Here is an 18,061-nt window from a genome sequence, read left to right on the forward strand (position 1 = left end):
GGCTCGGGTGCCGCATGCGGTGTTGATGATTCGCTCGCGTTGCTCGCTCATGCGCTCTTGACCAGGCAGTAGGTGTGCGCCCCGACACCGTCGACGGTGCGTTCGTCCTTCACCTCGTCATCGACGGTGATCCGGCAGGACAGCGTGCTGCCGTCACCCTGACCGGAGATGGTCGGGAACACCGAGGGCGCGGTGGTGCTCAGGGTGATCTCCCAGGGCAGGGTGACGTTGTCGGCACGCACCGGCTTGGCGTCCAGATCCATGTAGTTCACGTTGGCCGTCGCGCCGGGCTCACCCCAGACCTCGTACTTGACCACCTTCGGGTCGAACGGCTCGGTGTCATCGGAGGCGCTGTTCTCGGTGGAGATATAGCCCGGACCGGTACCGAAGAAGGTCCGCACCCGCATCACGGTGAACGTTGCCACCAGCACCACGGCGACGATGACCAGTGGAATCCAGATCCGCTTCAGAATCGTCATCGAGAATCGAGTTCCCCGCTGCCTTGTCCTCGCCCCGTCGCGAATCGGCGGGAGCCGTCCCCCGCCGGTCAGGCCGGCGCCCTTGGAAAAATTGTTACCTCGGCCACACGCCGGCAGAGGCAAGGGAGAGCTTAGCCCATATAACAGAGTTACGTGATACCCATATCGCGCGTCCGGCCGAACACTTTTGGGCGACCGCACAGCAACGCCCTCACCTGCAGATTCTCCAGGTTCCTCGGTGGCGGCGGCGTCGGTCGGATAGGCGGTCCGGCACGGTCGTACGGTTGCGGAATCGTCTCGTGCGGGACACACGGGACGCAGCGCGGGCCGGCCGGCCGGCGGGTACCGAGCGGTTGTGACGGCACCCACGCGAATTCCCCATCACGTCGATGCGCGCCTACCCTGGACTGCCATGGGGCTCAAACTGTCGATGACCACTGCCGCCGCGTTGATGCTCGCCGGACTGGTCGCCGCGGGGCCTGCGGTCGCCGAACCCGCCGAGCCGGCCCCGCCGGTCAGTCCGTCGCCCGAGGCGCCGCCCGTCGCTCCCGGCGGTCCCGCCACCGACCAGGCCGCTCCTGCCGATCCCGGGGCCCCGGCGGCTCCGGCCACGGTCATCGACAAGGACGGCACCTACAAGGTCGGCACCGACATCCTTCCCGGCGTGTACGGCTCGGGAGGACCCCTGCCCGAGGGCACCTGCTCGTGGCGGCGCATCGCCCCGCTCACCCCCGAGGGAGAGCCCGGCGAGACGCTGGACCGCGCCTTCACCAAGCAGCCTCAGGTCGTCGAGATCAAGCCGGATGACGGCTACTTCAAGACCACCGGCTGCCAGACCTGGCAGCTGACCAATCAGCCGCCGCCCGGGCCGGGTACGCACCCGGCGGTCGCAGCGTTGCAGTGGAAGCTCTATCTCGACACGCTGAACCGCAACGCCGCGCAGTACCAGGCGAACCCGCCCCAGCCTGCGCCCACGCCGGCCGGCACGCCCTGATCGGAGTTTCCCAGCAACCGTGCGATTTTCGCCGCGCACGCCAGACCCGGTCGCGCTGTTATTCTTCGGTGATCACCGGCTGTCTGGGCGTGGGGAGCTGTCCGCCCGGTGAGTGCGCGTCAGCGCGGATAACGATCGAAACGCGGGAAAGAGTGTTGTGCGAAGTGGAGAAATCAAGGCCCTCACCGGTCTTCGACTCTTCGCCGCGGTCTGGGTGGTGCTGTTCCACTTCCGCCCGCTGCTCCAAGATGCGGTACCGAATCTCAGTTCCGCGCTCGCGCCTGTCCTGAACAGCGGTGCCCAGGGCGTCGACCTGTTCTTCATCCTCAGCGGTTTCGTCCTGGCGTGGAACTATCTGGACCGGATGGGCCCGGCCTGGTCGACCCGGGACACCCTGCATTTCCTGTGGATGCGGTTGGCCCGGGTGTGGCCGGTCTACCTGGTGACACTGCACCTGGCCGCATTGTGGATCATCTTCACCCTCAACGTCGGACACGTGCCGGCCGAGAACGCCGACACCCTGACCGCAACCAGCTATATCCGCCAGCTGTTCCTGGTCCAGCTGTGGTTCCAGCCGTATTTCGACGGCTCCAGCTGGGACGGCCCGGCCTGGTCGATCAGCGCCGAATGGTTGGCGTACCTGACATTCGGCTTCCTGGCGCTGGTGATCTTCCGGCTGGCGCGGGCCACCCGCGCCCGCAGCCTGCTGCTGCTGGCGTTCGCCGCGACCCTGCCTCCGGTGATCTTTCTGTTGGCCAGCGGCCAGTTCTACACGCCGTGGAGCTGGTTGCCCCGCATCCTGCTGCAGTTCACCGCGGGTGCCATCGCCTGCGCGGCGGTACGTCGGCTCCATCCCACCGACCGCGCCAGAACGGCGGCGGGGGTGGCCGCAATCCTTCTGGTCGGTGCCATCGTCGGCATCTTGTACTGGCTCGATGGTCATCCCATTCCCGATGTGATCGACAGCGGCGGTGTGGTCGATCTGCTGTTCGTGCCGTTGGTGGTGACCCTGGCCATCGGGACCGGGACGCTGCCGCGGTTGTTGTCCGCCCGGGTGCTGGTCTACGGCGGGCAGATCTCGTTCAGCCTGTACATGGTTCATGAACTGGTGCACACCGCCTGGATCTGGGCCGCTCAGCAGTTCGAGCTCACGCTGGTGGGCCCGTCCGGGCCCTGGCTGCTCGCGGCGATCCTGGCCGTCACCGTGGCCTGTTCGGCGCTGCTGTACCACCTGGTCGAAGAACCGGCCCGGCACTGGATGCGCCGGATGGTCGACGTGCGGTCCGCGGTGCCGGAGATGAAACGGCTCGACGCCGACCGGGTCGATTCCAAACTCTCAGCCTGACACGAATCGTTCTGCGCGCCACGGTATCTGCCCGTCGAGTAGGCTGACGCCGATCGTTGACCGAGGAGGACGTCCCGTGCGCCGTGTGACCCTGCTGGTGGCCGCGGCGGCGTTGCTGCTCGCCGCGGCACCGCCCGCCCCGGTTCCGGTGCAGTTGGCGGGCCGGGAGTCCCCGCTCAGCCGGGTCGCGGTGATCAGCGACTCCTACACCAACGGCACCGATCTGGGCGGCCAAGGCTCCCGCGGCTGGCCGGCGCTGGCCTGGCCACTGCTGGCGGCCGAGGGTAAACCGGTGGCTGCGGACGTGGCGGCCGAGGGCCGCGCCGGCTACGGCGTGCGGGGTGACCAGAACAGCACCTTCGGTGACCTCACCGCACGCGCGGTCCGGCCCGACGATGCGCTGGTGGTGTTTTTCGGGTCCCGCAACGATCAGCCCCTCGAGCCGTACGAGGTGGCCCGATTGGCGCGCAACGCTTACGAACTCGCGCGTCGCACGGCGCCGACCGCCCGGCTGCTGGTGATCGGGCCGCCGTGGCCGACCGCCGATGTCCCGGTACGGATCCTGCAGATCCGCGATGCCCTCGCCGCCGTCGCACGGGCGTTCGGCGCCCGGTTCGTCGACCCGCTCGCCGAACGCTGGTTCGTCGACCGGCCCGATCTGATCGCCGTCGACGGGGTCCACCCCACCGACGCCGGACACGGCTATCTGGCCCAGCGAATCGCACCGCTGATCGCCGCCGAACTGCCCACGGCGCGCTGAGCTCAGCGCGCAGCGCGCCGGCGGGCCTTCTCCTTCAACGGTTCCGGCAACGCGTCGGCGGCCAGCAGTTCCGGCCACAGCCGCGGTTGGGTGGTCATGGCGCGGAACACCAGACCGATGGTCACCTCGTGGTCGGGCCGTTGCACGATCTCGATGGTGTCCCCGGCCCGCACCGTGCCGGGGCTGATGATGCGGAAGTAGGCACCCGGGATCGCCTGTGCGGTGAACGTCTTGATCCAGCCGTTGATCTCCAGCCACGCCGCGAAGGTCCGGCACGGGGTGCGCGGCCGGGTGACCTCCAGCTCCAGTCCGTCGGCGCCGATTCTCCAGCGCTCACCGATGCGCGCCCCGGTGACGTCGATCCCCGCGGTGGTCAGGTTCTCCCCGAAGACACCGTTGCCGATGGGTCGCCCGAGTTCGCCCTCCCAGAAGTCCAGATCCTCCCGGCCGTACGCGTAGACCGCCTGATCGTCGCCGCCGTGGTATTTCTGCTCGCTGACCAGATCCCCGACCAGTCCGCTACCCAGGCCGCCGCGCATCGGGCCCGGGGGACGAACCTCGACGGGGCCGTCGGTCGGGCGCTTGTCGATTCCGGTCGGCTTTTTCAACGTGTCCGGGTTGGTGAAGGGGTGGGCGAGGTTGACCGTCAGCACGCTCGGCATGCGGGCCAGCCTAATGGCAGCTGCCACCGCATAGCCTGTCTGCATGTTCGTCACTCCGCGGTACGGCGACGGTGCCCTCGCCGATCTGGTCCCGTCGGTCCTCGGCGTGCTCGGGGTGCCGGGGGAGACCGACCGGGTGGGGCTGGGACTGGACGGGGTGCGCCGGGTCGCGGTCCTGCTGATCGACGGTATGGGGGCGGACCTGGTGACCGCGCGGCACGAGGTGGCGCCGTTCCTGGCGGCCCGGCCGTCGCGGTCGTTGACGGCGGGCTTCCCCAGCACCACCGCGGCCAGCCTGGCCTCGCTGGGCACCGGGTTGCCTGCCGGGGAGCACGGACTGGTCGGCTACCTGCTGGCGGTCCCCGATCACGATCGGCTGATGAATCCGCTCAAGTGGCGGTTGATGGGCGAGGGGCCGAAGGTCGATCTGCTCAAAGAGATTGTCCCGGAACAATTTCAGCCGACCGCGACGGCGTTCGAGAGGGCCGTCGCCGACGGTGTGGTGGTGACGCAGGTGGCGCCCATGTATCAGGCCGGGTCGGGGCTGACCCGGGCGGCGTTGCGCGGCGGCGACTTCCGGCCGTCGTTTTCGTCGGGCGACCTGGTGGACGGTGTGGTCGGTGCGCTGCAGGCCGGTGACCGCAGCCTGGTCTACGCCTATCACGGCGACCTGGACCTGACCGGGCACGTGCGCGGGCCGGGTTCGGAATCCTGGGCGCTGGAGCTGCAGCAGATCGACCTGACCATCCGGCAGATCGCCGAACGGCTGCCCGCCGGCTCGGCGCTGGTCGTCACCGCCGACCACGGCATGGTGCACGTCGCCGACCCGGTCGACTTCGACCGGCACACCGAATTGCAGGCCGGAGTGCGGGGACTGGGCGGTGAGCCCCGGGCACGACACGTGTACACCGAAGCGGGTGCGGCGGCCGATGTGGCGGCCGCCTGGCGGGAGGCGCTCGCCGGCGACTTCACCGTGTTGACCCGCGCCGAGATCGTGGCGGCCGGGTGGTTCGGGCCCACGGTGTCCGCCCGTGTGCAGCCACGCATCGGCGACGTCGTCGCGGTGGCCAACGGGGACCGGGCGATCACCCGATCGGCTGCCGAACCGCTGCAGTCCCGGCTGGTCGGCCATCACGGTTCGCTGACACCGGCTGAAATGTTGGTGCCGCTGTACACGATTCGCTGAGCCGCACACTGCGGGCGGCGCCGTCGGATAGCGTGCTGTGCTTGTGCAGACGTTGACCGACCTGGACACCGCTCCGGTGTTCGCCGTGCCGATGCGCGACGGCGTGACCGTGCACGAGGGCATCCTCATCGAGGGCCCACAGGGGTGGGGGGAGTTCAGCCCGCCCCCGGGATGTGCCGACCGGCTGCTGGTGCGGTGGCTGACCGCGGCGACGGAGGCGGGTACCGTCGGCTGGCCGGACGCCCGGCGCGGCCGGGTGCCGGTGGCGGTGACGGTGCCGGCGACGGACCCGGAGCGCGCCCACGAAATTGTCGCCCGGTCGGGATGCCGGACCGCCGCGGTCGAGGTCGGCGACCCGGCGTACACCCTGGACGACGACGTGGCCCGGGTTCAGGCGGTGCGCGATGCGCTCGGCGCGGCGGGCAGCATCCGCTGCGACGCCAAGGGCCGGTGGAGCACCGACGCCGCGGTGGCCGCGATCCCGGCGCTGGACCGGGCCGCCGGGGGACTGGAGTTCGTCCAGCAGCCGTGCCGGACCACCGCGGAACTGGCCCAGGTGCGGGCGAAGGTGGCGCCCCCGGTCGCCGTGCACGAATCCCTGGAGTCATCGCTGGACGATCCCGCACTGGCCGACGCGGCCGATATCGCCGTGCTGCACTGCGGCACGCTCGGCGGTGCCCGCCGGGCCCTGCGGATCGCCGAAGCGTGCGGGCTGCCGTGCACCGTCACCTCGGGGGTCGAGACCAGCATCGGCGTGGCCGTCGGCGTGGCGCTGGCCGGTGCGCTGCCCGAACTGCCCTTCGCGTGCAGTCTCGGTTCGACCGCGCTGCTCGCCGCCGACCTGGTGGCGGAGTCCCGGATACTGGCGCCGGTGGACGGTTTTCTGCCGGTGGCGCCGATGTCCCCGGCCCCGGTACCGGAGCTGCTGACCCGGTACGCGGTCACCGATCGGGACCGAATCCGATGGTGGCGGTCACAGCTGAAGAGCGCGATTGCACAATGAGGGCATGACTTCGGTGTCCGAACCGGCGGTCCTGCTCGGGCAGGCACTCGCTCCGTCCAACCGTGTCGACCCCTACCCGGCCTATCGTGAACTGCGCGAATACGGTCAGCTGCAGATCCCGGAGATCAGCCTGACGGTGCTGTCCTCCTACGCGGACTGCGATGCCGCGCTGCGCCACCCCGCCTCGGCGAGTGACCGGATGAAGTCGGCCATCGCGCAGCGTCAGATTGCCGCCGGGGAACAGCCGCGGCCGTTCGGGTTGGCCGGCTTGGTGGACAAGCGCCGCACGCCGGCCTTCCTGTTCCTGGACCCGCCCGACCACACCCGGCTGCGCAAGCTGGTGGCCAAGGCCTTCGCGCCGCGGGTGATCAACCAGTTGCGCAACGAGATCGTCGCCACGGTCGACGCGCTGCTCGACACCGCCGAGGAGCGTGGCGAGTTCGACGCGGTCAGCGGGCTGGCGTACCCGGTGGCGGTCGCGGTGATCTGCCGCCTGCTCGGGGTGCCCGTCGAGGATGAACCGAAGTTCGGCCACGCGTCGACACTGCTCGCGCAGACCGTCGATCCGTTCCTGAGTGCGACCGGCGAGGTGCCCGAAGGGTTCACCGACCGCATCGAGGCCGGCAAATGGCTGCGCGTCTACTTCCGGGACCTGATCGAGCGGCGCCGCCGAAACCCCGGCGATGACCTGCTCTCGGCGCTGATCGCCGTCGAGGAGTCCGGTGACCAGCTCACCGAGGACGAGATCATCTCGACCTGCAATCTGTTGCTCATCGCCGGGCACGAATCCACCGTGAGCCTGATGGCGACCTCGGTGCTGGCGATGCTGCGGGACCGCCGGCAGTGGGCGGCGCTGGGCGCCGATCCGGAGCGGGCCTTGCGCGTCGTCGAGGAGACGCTGCGTTTCGATCCGCCCGCCCAGTTGTTGGGCCGGGTGGCGGGCGAGGAGATGACCATCGGGGAGACGGTGATCCCCAAGGGCGACACCATGATCGTGTTGCTGGCGGCGGCGCACCGGGATCCGGCGGCCAACCCGAACCCGGATGTGTTCGATCCGGACCGGACCAACATCCGCCATCTGGGTTTTGGGCACGGCGCCCACTTCTGTCTGGGCGCACCACTGGTCCGGCTGGAGGCTTCCATCGCGCTGACCGCGGTGACCAGACGATTCCCGAACGCCGAACTCGGCGGCGAGCCGAAGTACAAGCCCAACGTGACGCTGCGCGGCATGCTGTCCCTGCCGGTCCGGGTCTGACTCAGTCCTGCACGGCCTTGGCGATCGTCACGCACATCGTCAGGTACCGCGGGTCGGGCCGCTCGTTCTCGGTGATCTCCCACATCGCATCGTGCATCGTCCGCACGATCACCCAGGCCCTGGCCCGGTCGGCGTCGAAGCCGGCGGCGTCGACGAGGGTGTGAAACCGGCGCCGGACCCCGTCGCGGACGTAGCCGTCGAGTTCGTCGAACCGGTTGGTGAGCATGGGGGCGATTTCACAGTGCGGATCGCCCCGCATCGGTTTCGGGTCGATCACCAGCCAGGGCTCGCGGTCGGCGGCCAGCACGTTCTCGTAGTGCAGGTCGCCGTGGATCATGCTGTCGTGGTGGGCGGAGTCGGACACCAGATCGGCCCCCAATGACAGCGCCTGCTCCACCAGCCGGTGCGGAACCGGAGCGTCTCGGGGCAGCCGGGCCAGGTCGGCGTTCCACGACTCGATGAAACCGGCGAGCGGGCGCAGTTGGGGCAACGCGGGTACATGGATCCGGCGGTACAGGCCGGCGACGACCTCACAGGCCTCCAGATCCCAGACCTCGTTGAGGGTGCGGGCGTGCAGCCGCTCCAGCAACATCGCCCGCCGGTACGGATTGGCGCGCAGCAGGCGCACCGTGCCGTTGCCGTCCCAGCGCCGCAGGGCCAGATGCTCGTGTTCGGATTCGTCGTCGGGGAACGCGACCTTGAGCACGGCGGGTACACCGTCGCCGGTGCGTACCGGCAGTACGACCGAGCAGAACCCGTGCAGTGGTGTGCCGTCGGGCACCAGATCCCAGTCGTCGAGTTGGCCGCCCAGCGACTTCGGCAGTTCGTCCACCCACTGCTGCCACTGCGGCCCGCGGGCGCTCATGGCGTGGACCGCGGCAGGCAGCTCGATCACCGCACCATCGTGACACGTGGCCGTCATCGACCCTGGGCCGCACCGGTGACGGGATCTTTGACAGACTGGTCGTCATGGCACAGATAACACTCAAGGGAAACCCCATCAACACCGTCGGTGAGCTGCCCGCGGTCGGCTCGCCGGCCCCGGCCTTCAGCCTCGTCGGCACCGACCTCGGTGCGGTCGGCACGGACCAGTTCAGCGGCAAGGCTGTGCTGCTCAACATCTTCCCGTCGGTGGACACCCCGGTGTGCGCCACGAGTGTGCGGACCTTCAACGAGCGGGCCGCCGCCACCGGCGCTGCGGTGCTCAACGTGTCCAAGGACCTGCCGTTCGCACAGAAGCGCTTCTGCGGTGCCGAGGGCATCGAGAACGTCGTGACGGCCTCGGCGTTCCGGGACAGCTTCGGTGAGGATTACGGCATCACCATCTCCGACGGCCCGATGGCGGGCCTGCTGGGCCGCGCCGTCGTGGTGATCGGCGCGGACGGCAACGTCGCCTACGCCGAGCTGGTTCCCGAGATCGCCCAGGAGCCGAACTACGACGCAGCCCTGGCCGCGCTGCAGTAAATCAGTTTCGCCGCAACGGCACCGGTGGGCACGCCGCCCCCGGTGCCGTTTGCTTTGCGCTTGCGGAAACGCCGCGATCCGGTTCCGGTTCGGTCACGGCCGGCCCGTCAGATCACCGTAGGGTCACGAATGGGTATCTCATTCACGGTGCGCCCCAAATGAATTGGGCAATTCTCGGCGTGATCGGTACAAATACTTGTGGTGGCGTCAATTAGCGCTGCCACGTTACCGACCCGAATTGAAAGAGTTGACGCTGGCGATGAGACGCTTCTGTGCTTTGGTACTCGGCCTGGCTCTGCTGTTGGTGAGTCCCGGCGTCGCATCCGCGGACCCGTTCAACACCCGCCCGGTGCGTAACCAGCAGGCTGTCGACTATGTGATCAAGCGTGCGTTGTCGCAGCGCGGCGTGCCGTTCGCCTACGGCGGCGGTGACGCCAACGGCCCCACCCGCGGTGTCGTGCGTGAGGCCCCCGTCGTGGCCGATCCGGCCGCCGCTGCGACCCCGGGCGGCATCCCCGGACTCAACTTTCCCGGATTGGCCCCGCCCGCCCCGGTGTCCGCACCGCTGATCCCGAGTGCCGCGACGGTTCCCGACCCGGCCGCCGATGTGGTGGGCTTCGACGCTTCGGGCATCGTGGTGTACGCCTTCGCCGGCGTCGGGGTGAAACTGCCGCGTTCCTCGGGCGAGATGTACAAGGTCGGCCAGAAGGTGCTCCCCGAGCAGGCGCTGCCCGGTGATCTGATCTTCTATGGCCCGGAGGGCACCCAGAGCGTGGCGCTGTTCGTCGGCAACGGCCAGATGGTCGAGGCCACCGACTCCGGTGTCGCCGTCTCGCCGGTGCGCACCGCCTCGATGACCCCGTATCTGGTGCGCATCATCGCGTAGCAGACTGGCGGCATGGCCGACGAACACCCCGCACTGAACGGCGTGGCTCGCACCGCCCTGCTGGTTGCCGCCATCCGGGCCCGCGAGTCCACCCGCCCGGACCGGCTCTTCGAGGACCCGTACGCCGATGTGCTCGCCGGGCAGATCGGCCGGGATTTCCTGGAGGCCGCGCTGGCGACCTCGGGTGAGCAGTCCACCGTGCAGATCGTGGTGCGCACCCGGTTCTGGGACGAGGCGCTGCTGAGGGCGACCCGATCGGTGCGCCAGGTGGTCGTCATCGCGGCCGAAATGGATGCGCGCGCGTTCCGGCTGGACTGGCCGGCGGGCACCACCGTCTTCGAACTCGATCAGCCCGAGGTGATCTCGGCGAAGGCCGATCTGCTGGCCGATGCCGCCCCGCGCTGTCGCCGGGTGACGCTGGGGGTCGACCTGGCCGCGGACTGGTCGGATGCGTTGCCCGCGGCGGGATTCGACGCGCACGCCCCGGCGGTGTGGTTGATGGAGGGTCTGTTGCAGTACCTGCACGAGACGCAGGTACGGGCATTGTTCAAGCGTATCGACGCGCTGTCGGCGCCCGGGTCGGTACTGCTCTACGAGGTCATCGGCACCGCGCTGCTGGAGTCACCGTTCATGGTGCCGGTGCTGGAATCGATGGCTGCACAAGGCTCTCCGTGGTTGTTCGGCACCGACGATCCGGGGGAGTTGGCCGGCCGGCACGGCTGGACGGCCTCCGTCACCGACATTGCCGAGCCCGGCAACGCGTGGCGGCGTTGGTTCACCCCGGCGGTCCCGCTGGATGTGCCGAATGTCCCGCGCGGCTACTTCATCGAGGCCGTCAAACCCTGATCCGGATCAGTGGACCGGCAGCGAATCGTCGCGTTGCAGGACGAAGAAGTAGGGGCGTTTCGCGCCGCGGTAGTCCATCGCGCCGATGAGGGTGTCCACCGCGGTGCCGGGCACCCTGCGGAACACGTCGTTGATCGGCAGGTTGTCGTAGATCATCGTCGCGCTGTCGACGCCGCGGTAGCGGGTGGTGCGCAGTCGCGCCTTCGGTGCCCTGGTCCGCAGAGCCGGGCGCAGCGTGGAGATCGGTTGGACGAGAGACAGATTGCGCACCAACGGGATCTTCGTCGCCAGCCCCAACCCGCCGAAGGCCAGCATCGGGTTCAGCGCCCACAATGCGGTCCCGCCGTCCTTGGGGAACAACAGTGGGTGCACGGTTTCGGCGTCGACGAACTGCTTGCCCCACCAGCCGCTGGCGGCCAGTAGCCCGTCCATCGGATGCGCGGTCGGCAGTTCGGCGCCGTGCCAGGTGCCGATCATGAACTCCGGTTCCACCGCCGCGGCGGCGTCGAAGAATTCGGTGGCCTCGGCGGTGGTGGTGGGCACGGTGGGCAGGACGTCTTCGGCGAGCATGGATTCCAGCGTACTTGACAGGTGTCAAGCACTCAATGTGGTGGGCGGTGCGGCCGTACAGTCGGGACGTGCGCTGGATCGTGGACGCCATGAACGTCGTCGGTGCGCGCCCCGACGGCTGGTGGAAGGACCGGCGCGGGGCGTTGAGCTCCCTGATCGAGCGGCTGGAACAGTGGGCTCGCACCACCGGAGCCGAGGTGACGGTGGTGCTGGAGCAGCCGATGTCGCCTGCGCTGCAGTCCGACCTGATCGCCGTGCGGCAGGCGCCGCGGGCGGGGCCGAACTCTGCCGACGACGAGATCGTGCGGCTGGTCCGGGCGGACGGCGAGCCGGGCGACATCACGGTGGTGACCTCCGACGGTGCGCTGAGCGCGCGGGTTGGGGCGGTCGGAGCGGCCACCTTCCCGGCCGGCCGGTTCCGGGACCTGCTCGACTGAGCGGATCACCGTTGCGTCTGCAGCACTCCGTCGATCACCATCCCCAACAGTGCTTTTCGGTCGAACTTTCCGCTCGCCAGGGTAGGGATCGGGGTACCGGTCGCGATCACCCATCTGGTGGGCACCTTGTACACCGACAGTTGTTCCCGGGTGAGCCGGCGGATCTCGTCGATATCCGGGTCCGCGGCGGTCGGTACCACGACGGCGCAGACCTCCTCACCCCGCTCGGGATGCTCGACGCCGATCACCACGCACTGCGCGACACCCGGTAGAGCGGAGATCACCGCCTCGACTTCCAGCGGGGACACGTTCGCGCCGCCGGACTTGATGAGATCGGTGCTGCGGCCGACATAGAACAACCGCGGATCCCCGGCGCGCCGGTAGACCCGGTCGCCGGTGTGATACCAACCGTCGGCGTCGAAGATCTCGGCGCGCTCCCGCTTGTTGTAACCGGCCATCACCCCGATGCCGCGGATGAGCAGTTCTCCGACCACACCGTCCGCGACCGCGGCGCCTTCGTCGTCGACGATGGCGATATCGGTATAGGCGAATCCGCCGGCGGTCTCGGACATCGTGCGGTGCACCGGAAATCCGTCCGGCACATCCGTCATGGCGATATCCAGCGGACCGTCGCGCAGCATCGGCGCGCTGGACAGGTCCCGGTCGGCGAAGCTGTGGTGATCACGCACCCGTTGGGTGAACGCGGGCCAGCCGATCACACCCGTGCCGCGGTGCTGTTCGAGCAGGTCCAGTGCCGTGCCCGGATCCAGCCGCGGCAGCACCAGCAAGGTGATCGACTCGTGCAGCGCACCCATCGCGGCCAGCAGTCCGCCGACCCAGAAGAACGGCATGGCGCACAGGATCCTGGGCCGCTCTTGCGAACGGGTCACCGCGCGGATCGCGGCCGGCCAGGTCGATGTCTGCCGGACCAGGGTGCCGTGGGTGTGCAGCACGCCCTTGGGATCGGCGGTGGAACCCGAGGTGTGCACCATGACCGCCAGGTCGGCGGGGGAGACCTCGGCTTCCACCGCCGCGAGGATCTCGCCGGACACCCGGGCGGTCATCTCGCTGAACCCGGTGGCCCAAGGGGATTCGGTGTCCTCGGTCAGCACGATCCTGCGCAGATAGGGTGCGCCCGGCAGCGCCAGTGCGTCGCGCACCTGACCGGCGAGACCGGGCAGGGCCGCCTCCAAACGCGGTGCCACGTCGGTGTCGAGGACCTGCCTTGGCGCGATCAACGTGCCGATATCGGCCAGGCGGAGCACCTTCGCGATCTCGGCCGGCGCATACAGCGTGCTCAGTGGGATCACCAGCGCGCCGATCCGGGACAGCGCCAGCCACCAGGTGACCCAGTCGAGGTCGTTGGGGAAGAAGAGCCCGACCCGGCTGCCCTTCCCGACACCGGCCGCCAGCAGTCGGCACGCGATGTCGGCGGAACGGGCCTCGGCCTCGGCGTAGGTCAGTGCCCCGGCAGGACTGACCACGTAGGTATCCGGTCCACAGGCGCGTACCCGTTCGGCCAGCAGCGCGGGCACGGTCAGCGGCGCCGTAACAATCTTCTGTGGATCTGTCACGCACCGATCATCGCCGATGGGGTCGGCGAATCAGCGATCGCCGTATGTGTCGTGCCATCTCCACCATTGATAGGGCGGAGTCTGCGGGTAGCCGGCCGGCGAGTCCTCCCAGGTCTCCTGGCGGCCGAGTGCGGTCATGTCCAGGAAGTTCCAGGTACTCACGAACGCCTCGTCGCCGCGATCATTGATGAAGTACGTCCGAAAGATGTCATCACCCTGCCGGATGAACGCGTTGGTGCCGTGCCATTGGTCGACCCCGAAATCGGTGTCGAACGCCGGACCGGACTCGTCGACCATCGTGTACCACGGCAGATTCCAGCCCATCCTGTCCTGAATCCGGGCGATGTCGTGCTGGGAACCTCGCGACACGTACACCAGCGTGGTGTCGCGCGCATGTAGGTGGCTGAGATTGCCGACATGGTCGGCCATCAAGGAGCAACCGACACAACCATGTTCGGGCCAGCCGGTGACGCCGGGATCAGCGAACGCGCGGTAGACGATCAACTGTCGGCGACCGTCGAAGAGATCGAGCAGGCTCATCCGGCCCTGTGGACCCTCGAAGGCGTAGTCGTCGGCGACCGGCGTCCACGGCATGCGCCGGCGCAGCGCCGCCAGGGCATCCCGGGCCCGGGTCAGCTCCTTTTCCTTGACGAGCATCTGTTCGTGCGCGGCCGCCCATTCCTGGGCGGACACGATCGCCGGTGTCTGCATGACAGCCCCCTCCCGCCCACGACGGCGGATCTCCGTTCCAAAGTAAACATTCAACGAATCTGTTGAACGTCGTGTACTCGAGCAGACCACGGAGTGCCGATATAGTCAACAACATGGTTGAAGATCAGGTGCTGGACCGCGCCTACGCGGCGTTGGCGGATCCCACGCGCCGCCGGTTGCTGGAGGCGTTGCGCGGCGGCGCGGCCCGCATCAGCGATCTGGCCGCGCCGATGCCGATGACGTTCGCCGGAGTGTCGCGCCACATCGGGGTGCTGGAGAACGCCGGTTTGGTGACCCGGGAGGTGCGGGGCCGGGAACACTGGCTGTCCCTGCGCGAGGAGGGTCTCGAGCCGGCGAGCCAGTGGATGGACGAACAGGCCGACTTCTGGTCCGCCCGCGCCGACGCGCTGGCCGCCCGGCTCCGGCGGAACCGGGCGCGCCATGACCGATGACCCCATCGACCGGCCCGTCGTGCGGGTTCAGCGGATCATGCCCGCCGGTCCCGAAGAGGTCTTCGACGAATGGCTGGACCCGGCCTCGCTGCGAGAGTGGATGTGTCCGCGCCCGGTTCGGTGCGTCACCGTGGACGTCGACGCGAATGTCGGCGGGGCTTTCCGATTCGATGTCGACGACGAGGGTGCCAGCGTGCTCATCACCGGACGGTTCGTGACGATCGACCGCCCGCGCCGCCTGGAGTTCACCTGGGCCAATTCGGACTGGGCGGATCCGACGACCGCCAGCGTGGTCGCGGTGACGTTCGAGCCGCTGCAAGATGACCAGACGCTGATGTCGATCGAACACACCATGCTGCCCCCGGAGGAGTACGACGGCTTTCATACCGGCTGGATCCGTACCGCCGATCAGTTCGCGGCTGTCCTCGCCGGCCGGTGAGGGGGCCGGCGCCGTGCTCGTGCGAAATGTCGTCAAATTAGGCGGTGCGGCTTTTTCATTGGTAGGCTGGACTGGAACGTCGCAGTCGTGAGGCCGGGTATGAGTTCGGCCGAGATGCGGCCGGTATCTGAAAGACCTCTCATCGCGCTCTGCGTCGTCACCCGTACTTCCCTGAAACCGCAACAGATTCGGCGACCAGAGTTCGCCACCCAAACCTCGGCCGGCACCACGTTCGGTCCGTGTGAGAAGAAAGAAGTAAGACATGGCAGAAGGAACCGTGAAGTGGTTCAACAGCGAAAAGGGCTTCGGCTTCATCGCTCCTGACGGCGGCGCGCCCGACGTGTTCGTGCACTACTCCGAGATCCAGTCCGGCGGATTCCGCAATCTGGAGGAGAACCAGCGCGTGCAGTTCGAGGTCACCCAGGGCAACAAGGGGCCCCAGGCCGTCGGCGTCACCGCTCTCTAAGACTCCTCTCGAACCCCGGACCCGGAACCGTGCTCACACCGAGCAGCGGCGGCCGGATCCGGGGTTTCGTGCATCTCGGGAAACCCCCGCGATGATTTTCCGGGTCCCGGACCGTCTGCACAGTGTCGGTCGGAAAACCAGGAGGGCACGTGGTCCAGTTGCTGAGGGTGCAGAATTTCGCGGTTTCGCAGGATGGGTTCGGTGCGGGCCGGGACCAGAGTTTCGAGCGTCCGTTCGGGCATGCGGATCCGCAGACCATGCTGGCGTGGGCCGGCGCGACGGCGAGTTGGCCCAACCGCACCGACCCGGGTGGCAGTCGGGGGATCGATGATTACTTCACCCGGGACTACGCCCGCAATATCGGGGCGGAGATCATGGGCCGCAACAAGTTCAGCCCGCACCGCGGCCCGTGGGAGGACCATGACTGGCAGGGCTGGTGGGGCGACGAGCCGCCTTTCCACACCCCGGTCTTCGTGCTCACCCATTATGATCGCCCGTCATTCAGCCTGTCGGACACCACTTTCCACTTCCTCAACACCGATCCGAAGAGCGCGCTGGCGCGTGCCACGGAGGCCGCCCAGGGCCGGGATGTCCGGCTCGGCGGCGGTGCGCACACCATCCGTGAGTTCCTCGACGCCGACCTGATCGACACCCTGCACGTGGCGGTCGCCCCCATCGAACTCGGCGGCGGATCGCGACTCTGGGAATCGCCGGACGAACTGCGCGACCGCTACCACTGCGACGTGGTCCCGAGCCCCAGCGGAGTGACACACCACCTGTTCTGGCGTCGCTGACCGTCGTCCGGCCGGAAAACGATGCGGCACTGCAGATGCCATGCTGGCAGCGGCTGCGCGGCGATCAGTATCGTGACCGGTGATGGATTTCGACCGAGCCGAAGAGACCGCCCGCGCACGGCGCAGCCTGCGCAGCGCGCTTCGTGGACGCCGGGATCCGGCGCCGATCGCCGGGCAGCGCAGACGCAGCGCCACCCACGTCGGAGACGTGCACACCCGTAAGGTCCTCGACCTGACGATCCGACTGGCCGAGGTGATGCTGTCCTCCGGATCGGGTACCGCCGACATCCTCGCCACCGCGCAGGACGTCGCTGCCGCCTATCAGCTCGGCGACTGCGTCGTCGACATCACCTTTTCCACCATCATCGTCTCGGCGCTGCCGACCGCGGACAGCCCGCCGCTGACCATCGTGCGCTCGGTGCGCCACCGCGCCACCGACTACACCCGCTTGGCCGAACTCGACAAACTGGTCCGTCGCATCACCTCCGGCGGTGTCACCGTCGACCAGGCGCACGAGGCGATGGACGAACTCAGCGAGCGGCCGCACCCCTACCCGCGGTGGATGGCGACCGTGTTCTGGGCGGGTTTCGCGCTCGGGATCGCCATGCTGCTGGGCGGCACCTGGCAGATCTGCCTGCTGGCCGCCGTCACCTCGGCCGTCATCGACCGGGTCGGCCGGGTGCTCAACCGGTTCGGCACCCCGTTCTTCTTCCAGCACGCGGCGGGCGCGGCGATCGCCACGCTGGTGGCGGTCGCCGCCTACCGGTTCGCCGGTCAGAACCCGACAGCGCTGGTCGCCACCGGCATCGTGATGCTGCTGTCGGGCATGACACTTGTCGGTTCGGTTCAGGACGCGCTGACCGGTCACATGGTCACCGCCGTCGGCCGGCTCGGCGACGCGCTGTTCCTGACCGCGGGCATCGTCACCGGCATCGTCGGTGGCCTGCAGATCGCCAACCTGGCCGGCATCCAGATCGAACTGCACATCGACGCGACACAGTCGATCATCCTGCCCACCGGTCCCGGCCAGGTCGGGGTGGCGGTTTTCGGGGCCGCCCTGGCCGGCGTGTGCCTGACGCTGGCGAGTTATGCCCCGATGCGCTCGGTCGTGACGGCCGGCGTCGCGGCCGGCGCCGCGCAGGGCCTGCTGATCGGGCTGGGCCACGCCCAGTTCGGGGTGGTGTTCGCCACCGGGATCGCGGCGGTCGGTGTCGGTCTGCTCGCCACCGTGACCTCCATTCGGCGGCAGGCGCCGGCCCTGGTGACGGCGACGGCGGGCATCACCCCGATGCTGCCCGGTATGCCGGTGTTCCGGTCGGTCTTCTATTTCGCGGTCGACGAACGCTGGCTGGACGGGATCGCGCAGTTGATGTCCGCGGTGGCCATCGCGCTGGCCATCGGTAGCGGTGTCGTCATGGGTGAGTTGCTCGGCTCACCCCTGCGCTACCGGGCCGGCCGGGTCGGCGATTTCGTCCGGATCGAGGGTCCGCCCGGCCTGCGCCGGGCCGTCGGCCGCGTGGTGCGCCTGCAGCCGGCCGAGAACCCGCCGGCCTCCGCGGCGGTCACGCCGCGAGCTCAGAGCGTGGCGCTGGAGCCCGAGACGGTCTCCGAGGACGAGGCCGGCGTGGAGCCGCCCCGCGGCGGCCCGGCAAACGCCGACGACGCCGGGCCCGGCGATCCCCGGCCCTAGACGGGCGCCTATCGGTGACGCAGTCGGCGTCGAGGCGCTAGCCTTCTG

Annotated in this window: 21 protein-coding genes; 15 read left to right on the forward strand and 6 right to left on the reverse strand. The window is 68.9% G+C overall.

All coding sequences use genetic code 11. The features are described from left to right. Positions 1 to 47 precede the first annotated feature (47 nt). Positions 48 to 479, reverse strand: coding sequence for an MmpS family transport accessory protein (locus tag V4U86_RS12930; RefSeq protein WP_395311593.1), 432 nt, complete (start codon positions 477 to 479; stop codon positions 48 to 50). Positions 480 to 891: 412 nt separating this feature from the next. On the opposite strand from V4U86_RS12930, the gene V4U86_RS12935 reads away from it, so the two are divergent. The 3 genes from V4U86_RS12935 to V4U86_RS12945 all read left to right on the forward strand — a co-directional run bounded on the left by V4U86_RS12935 (position 892) and on the right by V4U86_RS12945 (position 3,578). Then, on the forward strand, positions 892 to 1,473 hold the full coding sequence (locus tag V4U86_RS12935) for a hypothetical protein (protein WP_395311594.1): 582 nt from the start codon (positions 892 to 894) through the stop codon (positions 1,471 to 1,473). Between the two features lie 157 nt (positions 1,474 to 1,630). Next, positions 1,631 to 2,818 carry an acyltransferase family protein gene (locus tag V4U86_RS12940; RefSeq protein WP_395311595.1) on the forward strand — a complete coding sequence of 396 codons (1,188 nt, stop codon included), beginning with the start codon at positions 1,631 to 1,633 and terminating at the stop codon, positions 2,816 to 2,818. Between the two features lie 76 nt (positions 2,819 to 2,894). Next, on the forward strand, positions 2,895 to 3,578 hold the full coding sequence (locus V4U86_RS12945) for an Rv0518 family GDSL lipase (RefSeq protein WP_395311596.1): 684 nt from the start codon (positions 2,895 to 2,897) through the stop codon (positions 3,576 to 3,578). Between the two features lie 2 nt (positions 3,579 to 3,580). Here V4U86_RS12945 and V4U86_RS12950 read toward each other — a convergent pair whose 3' ends face one another. Then, on the reverse strand, positions 3,581 to 4,240 hold the full coding sequence (locus V4U86_RS12950) for an MOSC domain-containing protein (protein WP_395311597.1): 660 nt from the start codon (positions 4,238 to 4,240) through the stop codon (positions 3,581 to 3,583). A gap of 43 nt (positions 4,241 to 4,283) precedes the next feature. Between V4U86_RS12950 and V4U86_RS12955 the strand changes: the two genes are divergently transcribed. Genes V4U86_RS12955 through V4U86_RS12965 form a run of 3 tightly spaced genes read left to right on the forward strand, consistent with a single transcriptional unit; the run spans position 4,284 to position 7,684 of the window. Further along, positions 4,284 to 5,426: an alkaline phosphatase family protein gene (locus V4U86_RS12955; protein WP_395311598.1), complete on the forward strand. Its 1,143-nt coding sequence runs from the start codon at positions 4,284 to 4,286 to the stop codon at positions 5,424 to 5,426. Between the two features lie 43 nt (positions 5,427 to 5,469). After that, on the forward strand, positions 5,470 to 6,429 hold the full coding sequence (locus tag V4U86_RS12960; protein WP_395311599.1) for an o-succinylbenzoate synthase: 960 nt from the start codon (positions 5,470 to 5,472) through the stop codon (positions 6,427 to 6,429). Positions 6,430 to 6,433: 4 nt separating this feature from the next. Further along, positions 6,434 to 7,684, forward strand: coding sequence for a cytochrome P450 (locus V4U86_RS12965; RefSeq protein ID WP_395311600.1), 1,251 nt, complete (start codon positions 6,434 to 6,436; stop codon positions 7,682 to 7,684). A gap of 1 nt (position 7,685) precedes the next feature. Here V4U86_RS12965 and V4U86_RS12970 read toward each other — a convergent pair whose 3' ends face one another. Continuing rightward, positions 7,686 to 8,579 carry an aminoglycoside phosphotransferase family protein gene (locus V4U86_RS12970; RefSeq protein ID WP_395311601.1) on the reverse strand — a complete coding sequence of 298 codons (894 nt, stop codon included), beginning with the start codon at positions 8,577 to 8,579 and terminating at the stop codon, positions 7,686 to 7,688. Positions 8,580 to 8,653: 74 nt separating this feature from the next. Here V4U86_RS12970 and tpx point away from each other — a divergent pair, with 74 nt between their 5' ends. From tpx to V4U86_RS12985, 3 genes are all read left to right on the forward strand, one after another. After that, entirely contained in the window at positions 8,654 to 9,148 is a 495-nt protein-coding gene (gene tpx / locus V4U86_RS12975) for a thiol peroxidase (RefSeq protein ID WP_395311602.1), read from the forward strand. Between the two features lie 259 nt (positions 9,149 to 9,407). Then, positions 9,408 to 10,034, forward strand: a complete 627-nt coding sequence (gene ripD / locus V4U86_RS12980) for an NlpC/P60 family peptidoglycan-binding protein RipD (RefSeq protein WP_395312028.1) — start codon at positions 9,408 to 9,410, stop codon at positions 10,032 to 10,034. Between the two features lie 12 nt (positions 10,035 to 10,046). Continuing rightward, positions 10,047 to 10,880, forward strand: a complete 834-nt coding sequence (locus V4U86_RS12985; RefSeq protein ID WP_395311603.1) for an SAM-dependent methyltransferase — start codon at positions 10,047 to 10,049, stop codon at positions 10,878 to 10,880. A gap of 6 nt (positions 10,881 to 10,886) precedes the next feature. On the opposite strand, the gene V4U86_RS12990 is transcribed toward V4U86_RS12985, so the two are convergent. Further along, entirely contained in the window at positions 10,887 to 11,450 is a 564-nt protein-coding gene (locus V4U86_RS12990; protein ID WP_395311604.1) for a DUF4334 domain-containing protein, read from the reverse strand. 68 nt (positions 11,451 to 11,518) lie between these two features. Here V4U86_RS12990 and V4U86_RS12995 point away from each other — a divergent pair, with 68 nt between their 5' ends. After that, the gene (locus tag V4U86_RS12995; protein WP_395311605.1) at positions 11,519 to 11,887 is read left to right on the forward strand and encodes an NYN domain-containing protein; all 369 of its coding nucleotides are present in this window, start codon (positions 11,519 to 11,521) and stop codon (positions 11,885 to 11,887) included. A 5-nt stretch (positions 11,888 to 11,892) separates the two neighbouring features. Here the strand turns inward: V4U86_RS12995 and V4U86_RS13000 are convergent, their stop codons facing one another. Both V4U86_RS13000 and V4U86_RS13005 read right to left on the reverse strand, forming a co-directional pair. Next, positions 11,893 to 13,461, reverse strand: coding sequence for a class I adenylate-forming enzyme family protein (locus V4U86_RS13000; protein ID WP_395311606.1), 1,569 nt, complete (start codon positions 13,459 to 13,461; stop codon positions 11,893 to 11,895). A 30-nt stretch (positions 13,462 to 13,491) separates the two neighbouring features. Beyond that, positions 13,492 to 14,172 carry a DUF899 domain-containing protein gene (locus V4U86_RS13005; protein ID WP_395311607.1) on the reverse strand — a complete coding sequence of 227 codons (681 nt, stop codon included), beginning with the start codon at positions 14,170 to 14,172 and terminating at the stop codon, positions 13,492 to 13,494. Positions 14,173 to 14,285: 113 nt separating this feature from the next. Between V4U86_RS13005 and V4U86_RS13010 the strand changes: the two genes are divergently transcribed. The 5 genes from V4U86_RS13010 to V4U86_RS13030 all read left to right on the forward strand — a co-directional run bounded on the left by V4U86_RS13010 (position 14,286) and on the right by V4U86_RS13030 (position 18,013). Next, entirely contained in the window at positions 14,286 to 14,624 is a 339-nt protein-coding gene (locus V4U86_RS13010; RefSeq protein ID WP_395311608.1) for an ArsR/SmtB family transcription factor, read from the forward strand. Beyond that, on the forward strand, positions 14,614 to 15,063 hold the full coding sequence (locus tag V4U86_RS13015) for an SRPBCC family protein (RefSeq protein ID WP_395311609.1): 450 nt from the start codon (positions 14,614 to 14,616) through the stop codon (positions 15,061 to 15,063). Before V4U86_RS13010 ends, V4U86_RS13015 begins: the two co-directional genes overlap by 11 nt. Before the next feature lie 262 nt (positions 15,064 to 15,325). Next, a complete protein-coding gene (locus tag V4U86_RS13020) occupies positions 15,326 to 15,529 on the forward strand; it encodes a cold-shock protein (RefSeq protein WP_073855253.1) in 204 nt (67 codons plus the stop codon). Between the two features lie 149 nt (positions 15,530 to 15,678). Then, positions 15,679 to 16,323: a dihydrofolate reductase family protein gene (locus V4U86_RS13025; protein WP_395311610.1), complete on the forward strand. Its 645-nt coding sequence runs from the start codon at positions 15,679 to 15,681 to the stop codon at positions 16,321 to 16,323. An 82-nt stretch (positions 16,324 to 16,405) separates the two neighbouring features. Next, entirely contained in the window at positions 16,406 to 18,013 is a 1,608-nt protein-coding gene (locus tag V4U86_RS13030) for a threonine/serine ThrE exporter family protein (RefSeq protein ID WP_395311611.1), read from the forward strand. The last annotated feature ends 48 nt before the right edge of the window (positions 18,014 to 18,061 follow it).

Origin of the sequence: Mycobacterium sp. AMU20-3851, from assembly GCF_043974665.1 — a bacterium.
Taxonomy (GTDB): domain Bacteria; phylum Actinomycetota; class Actinomycetes; order Mycobacteriales; family Mycobacteriaceae; genus Mycobacterium.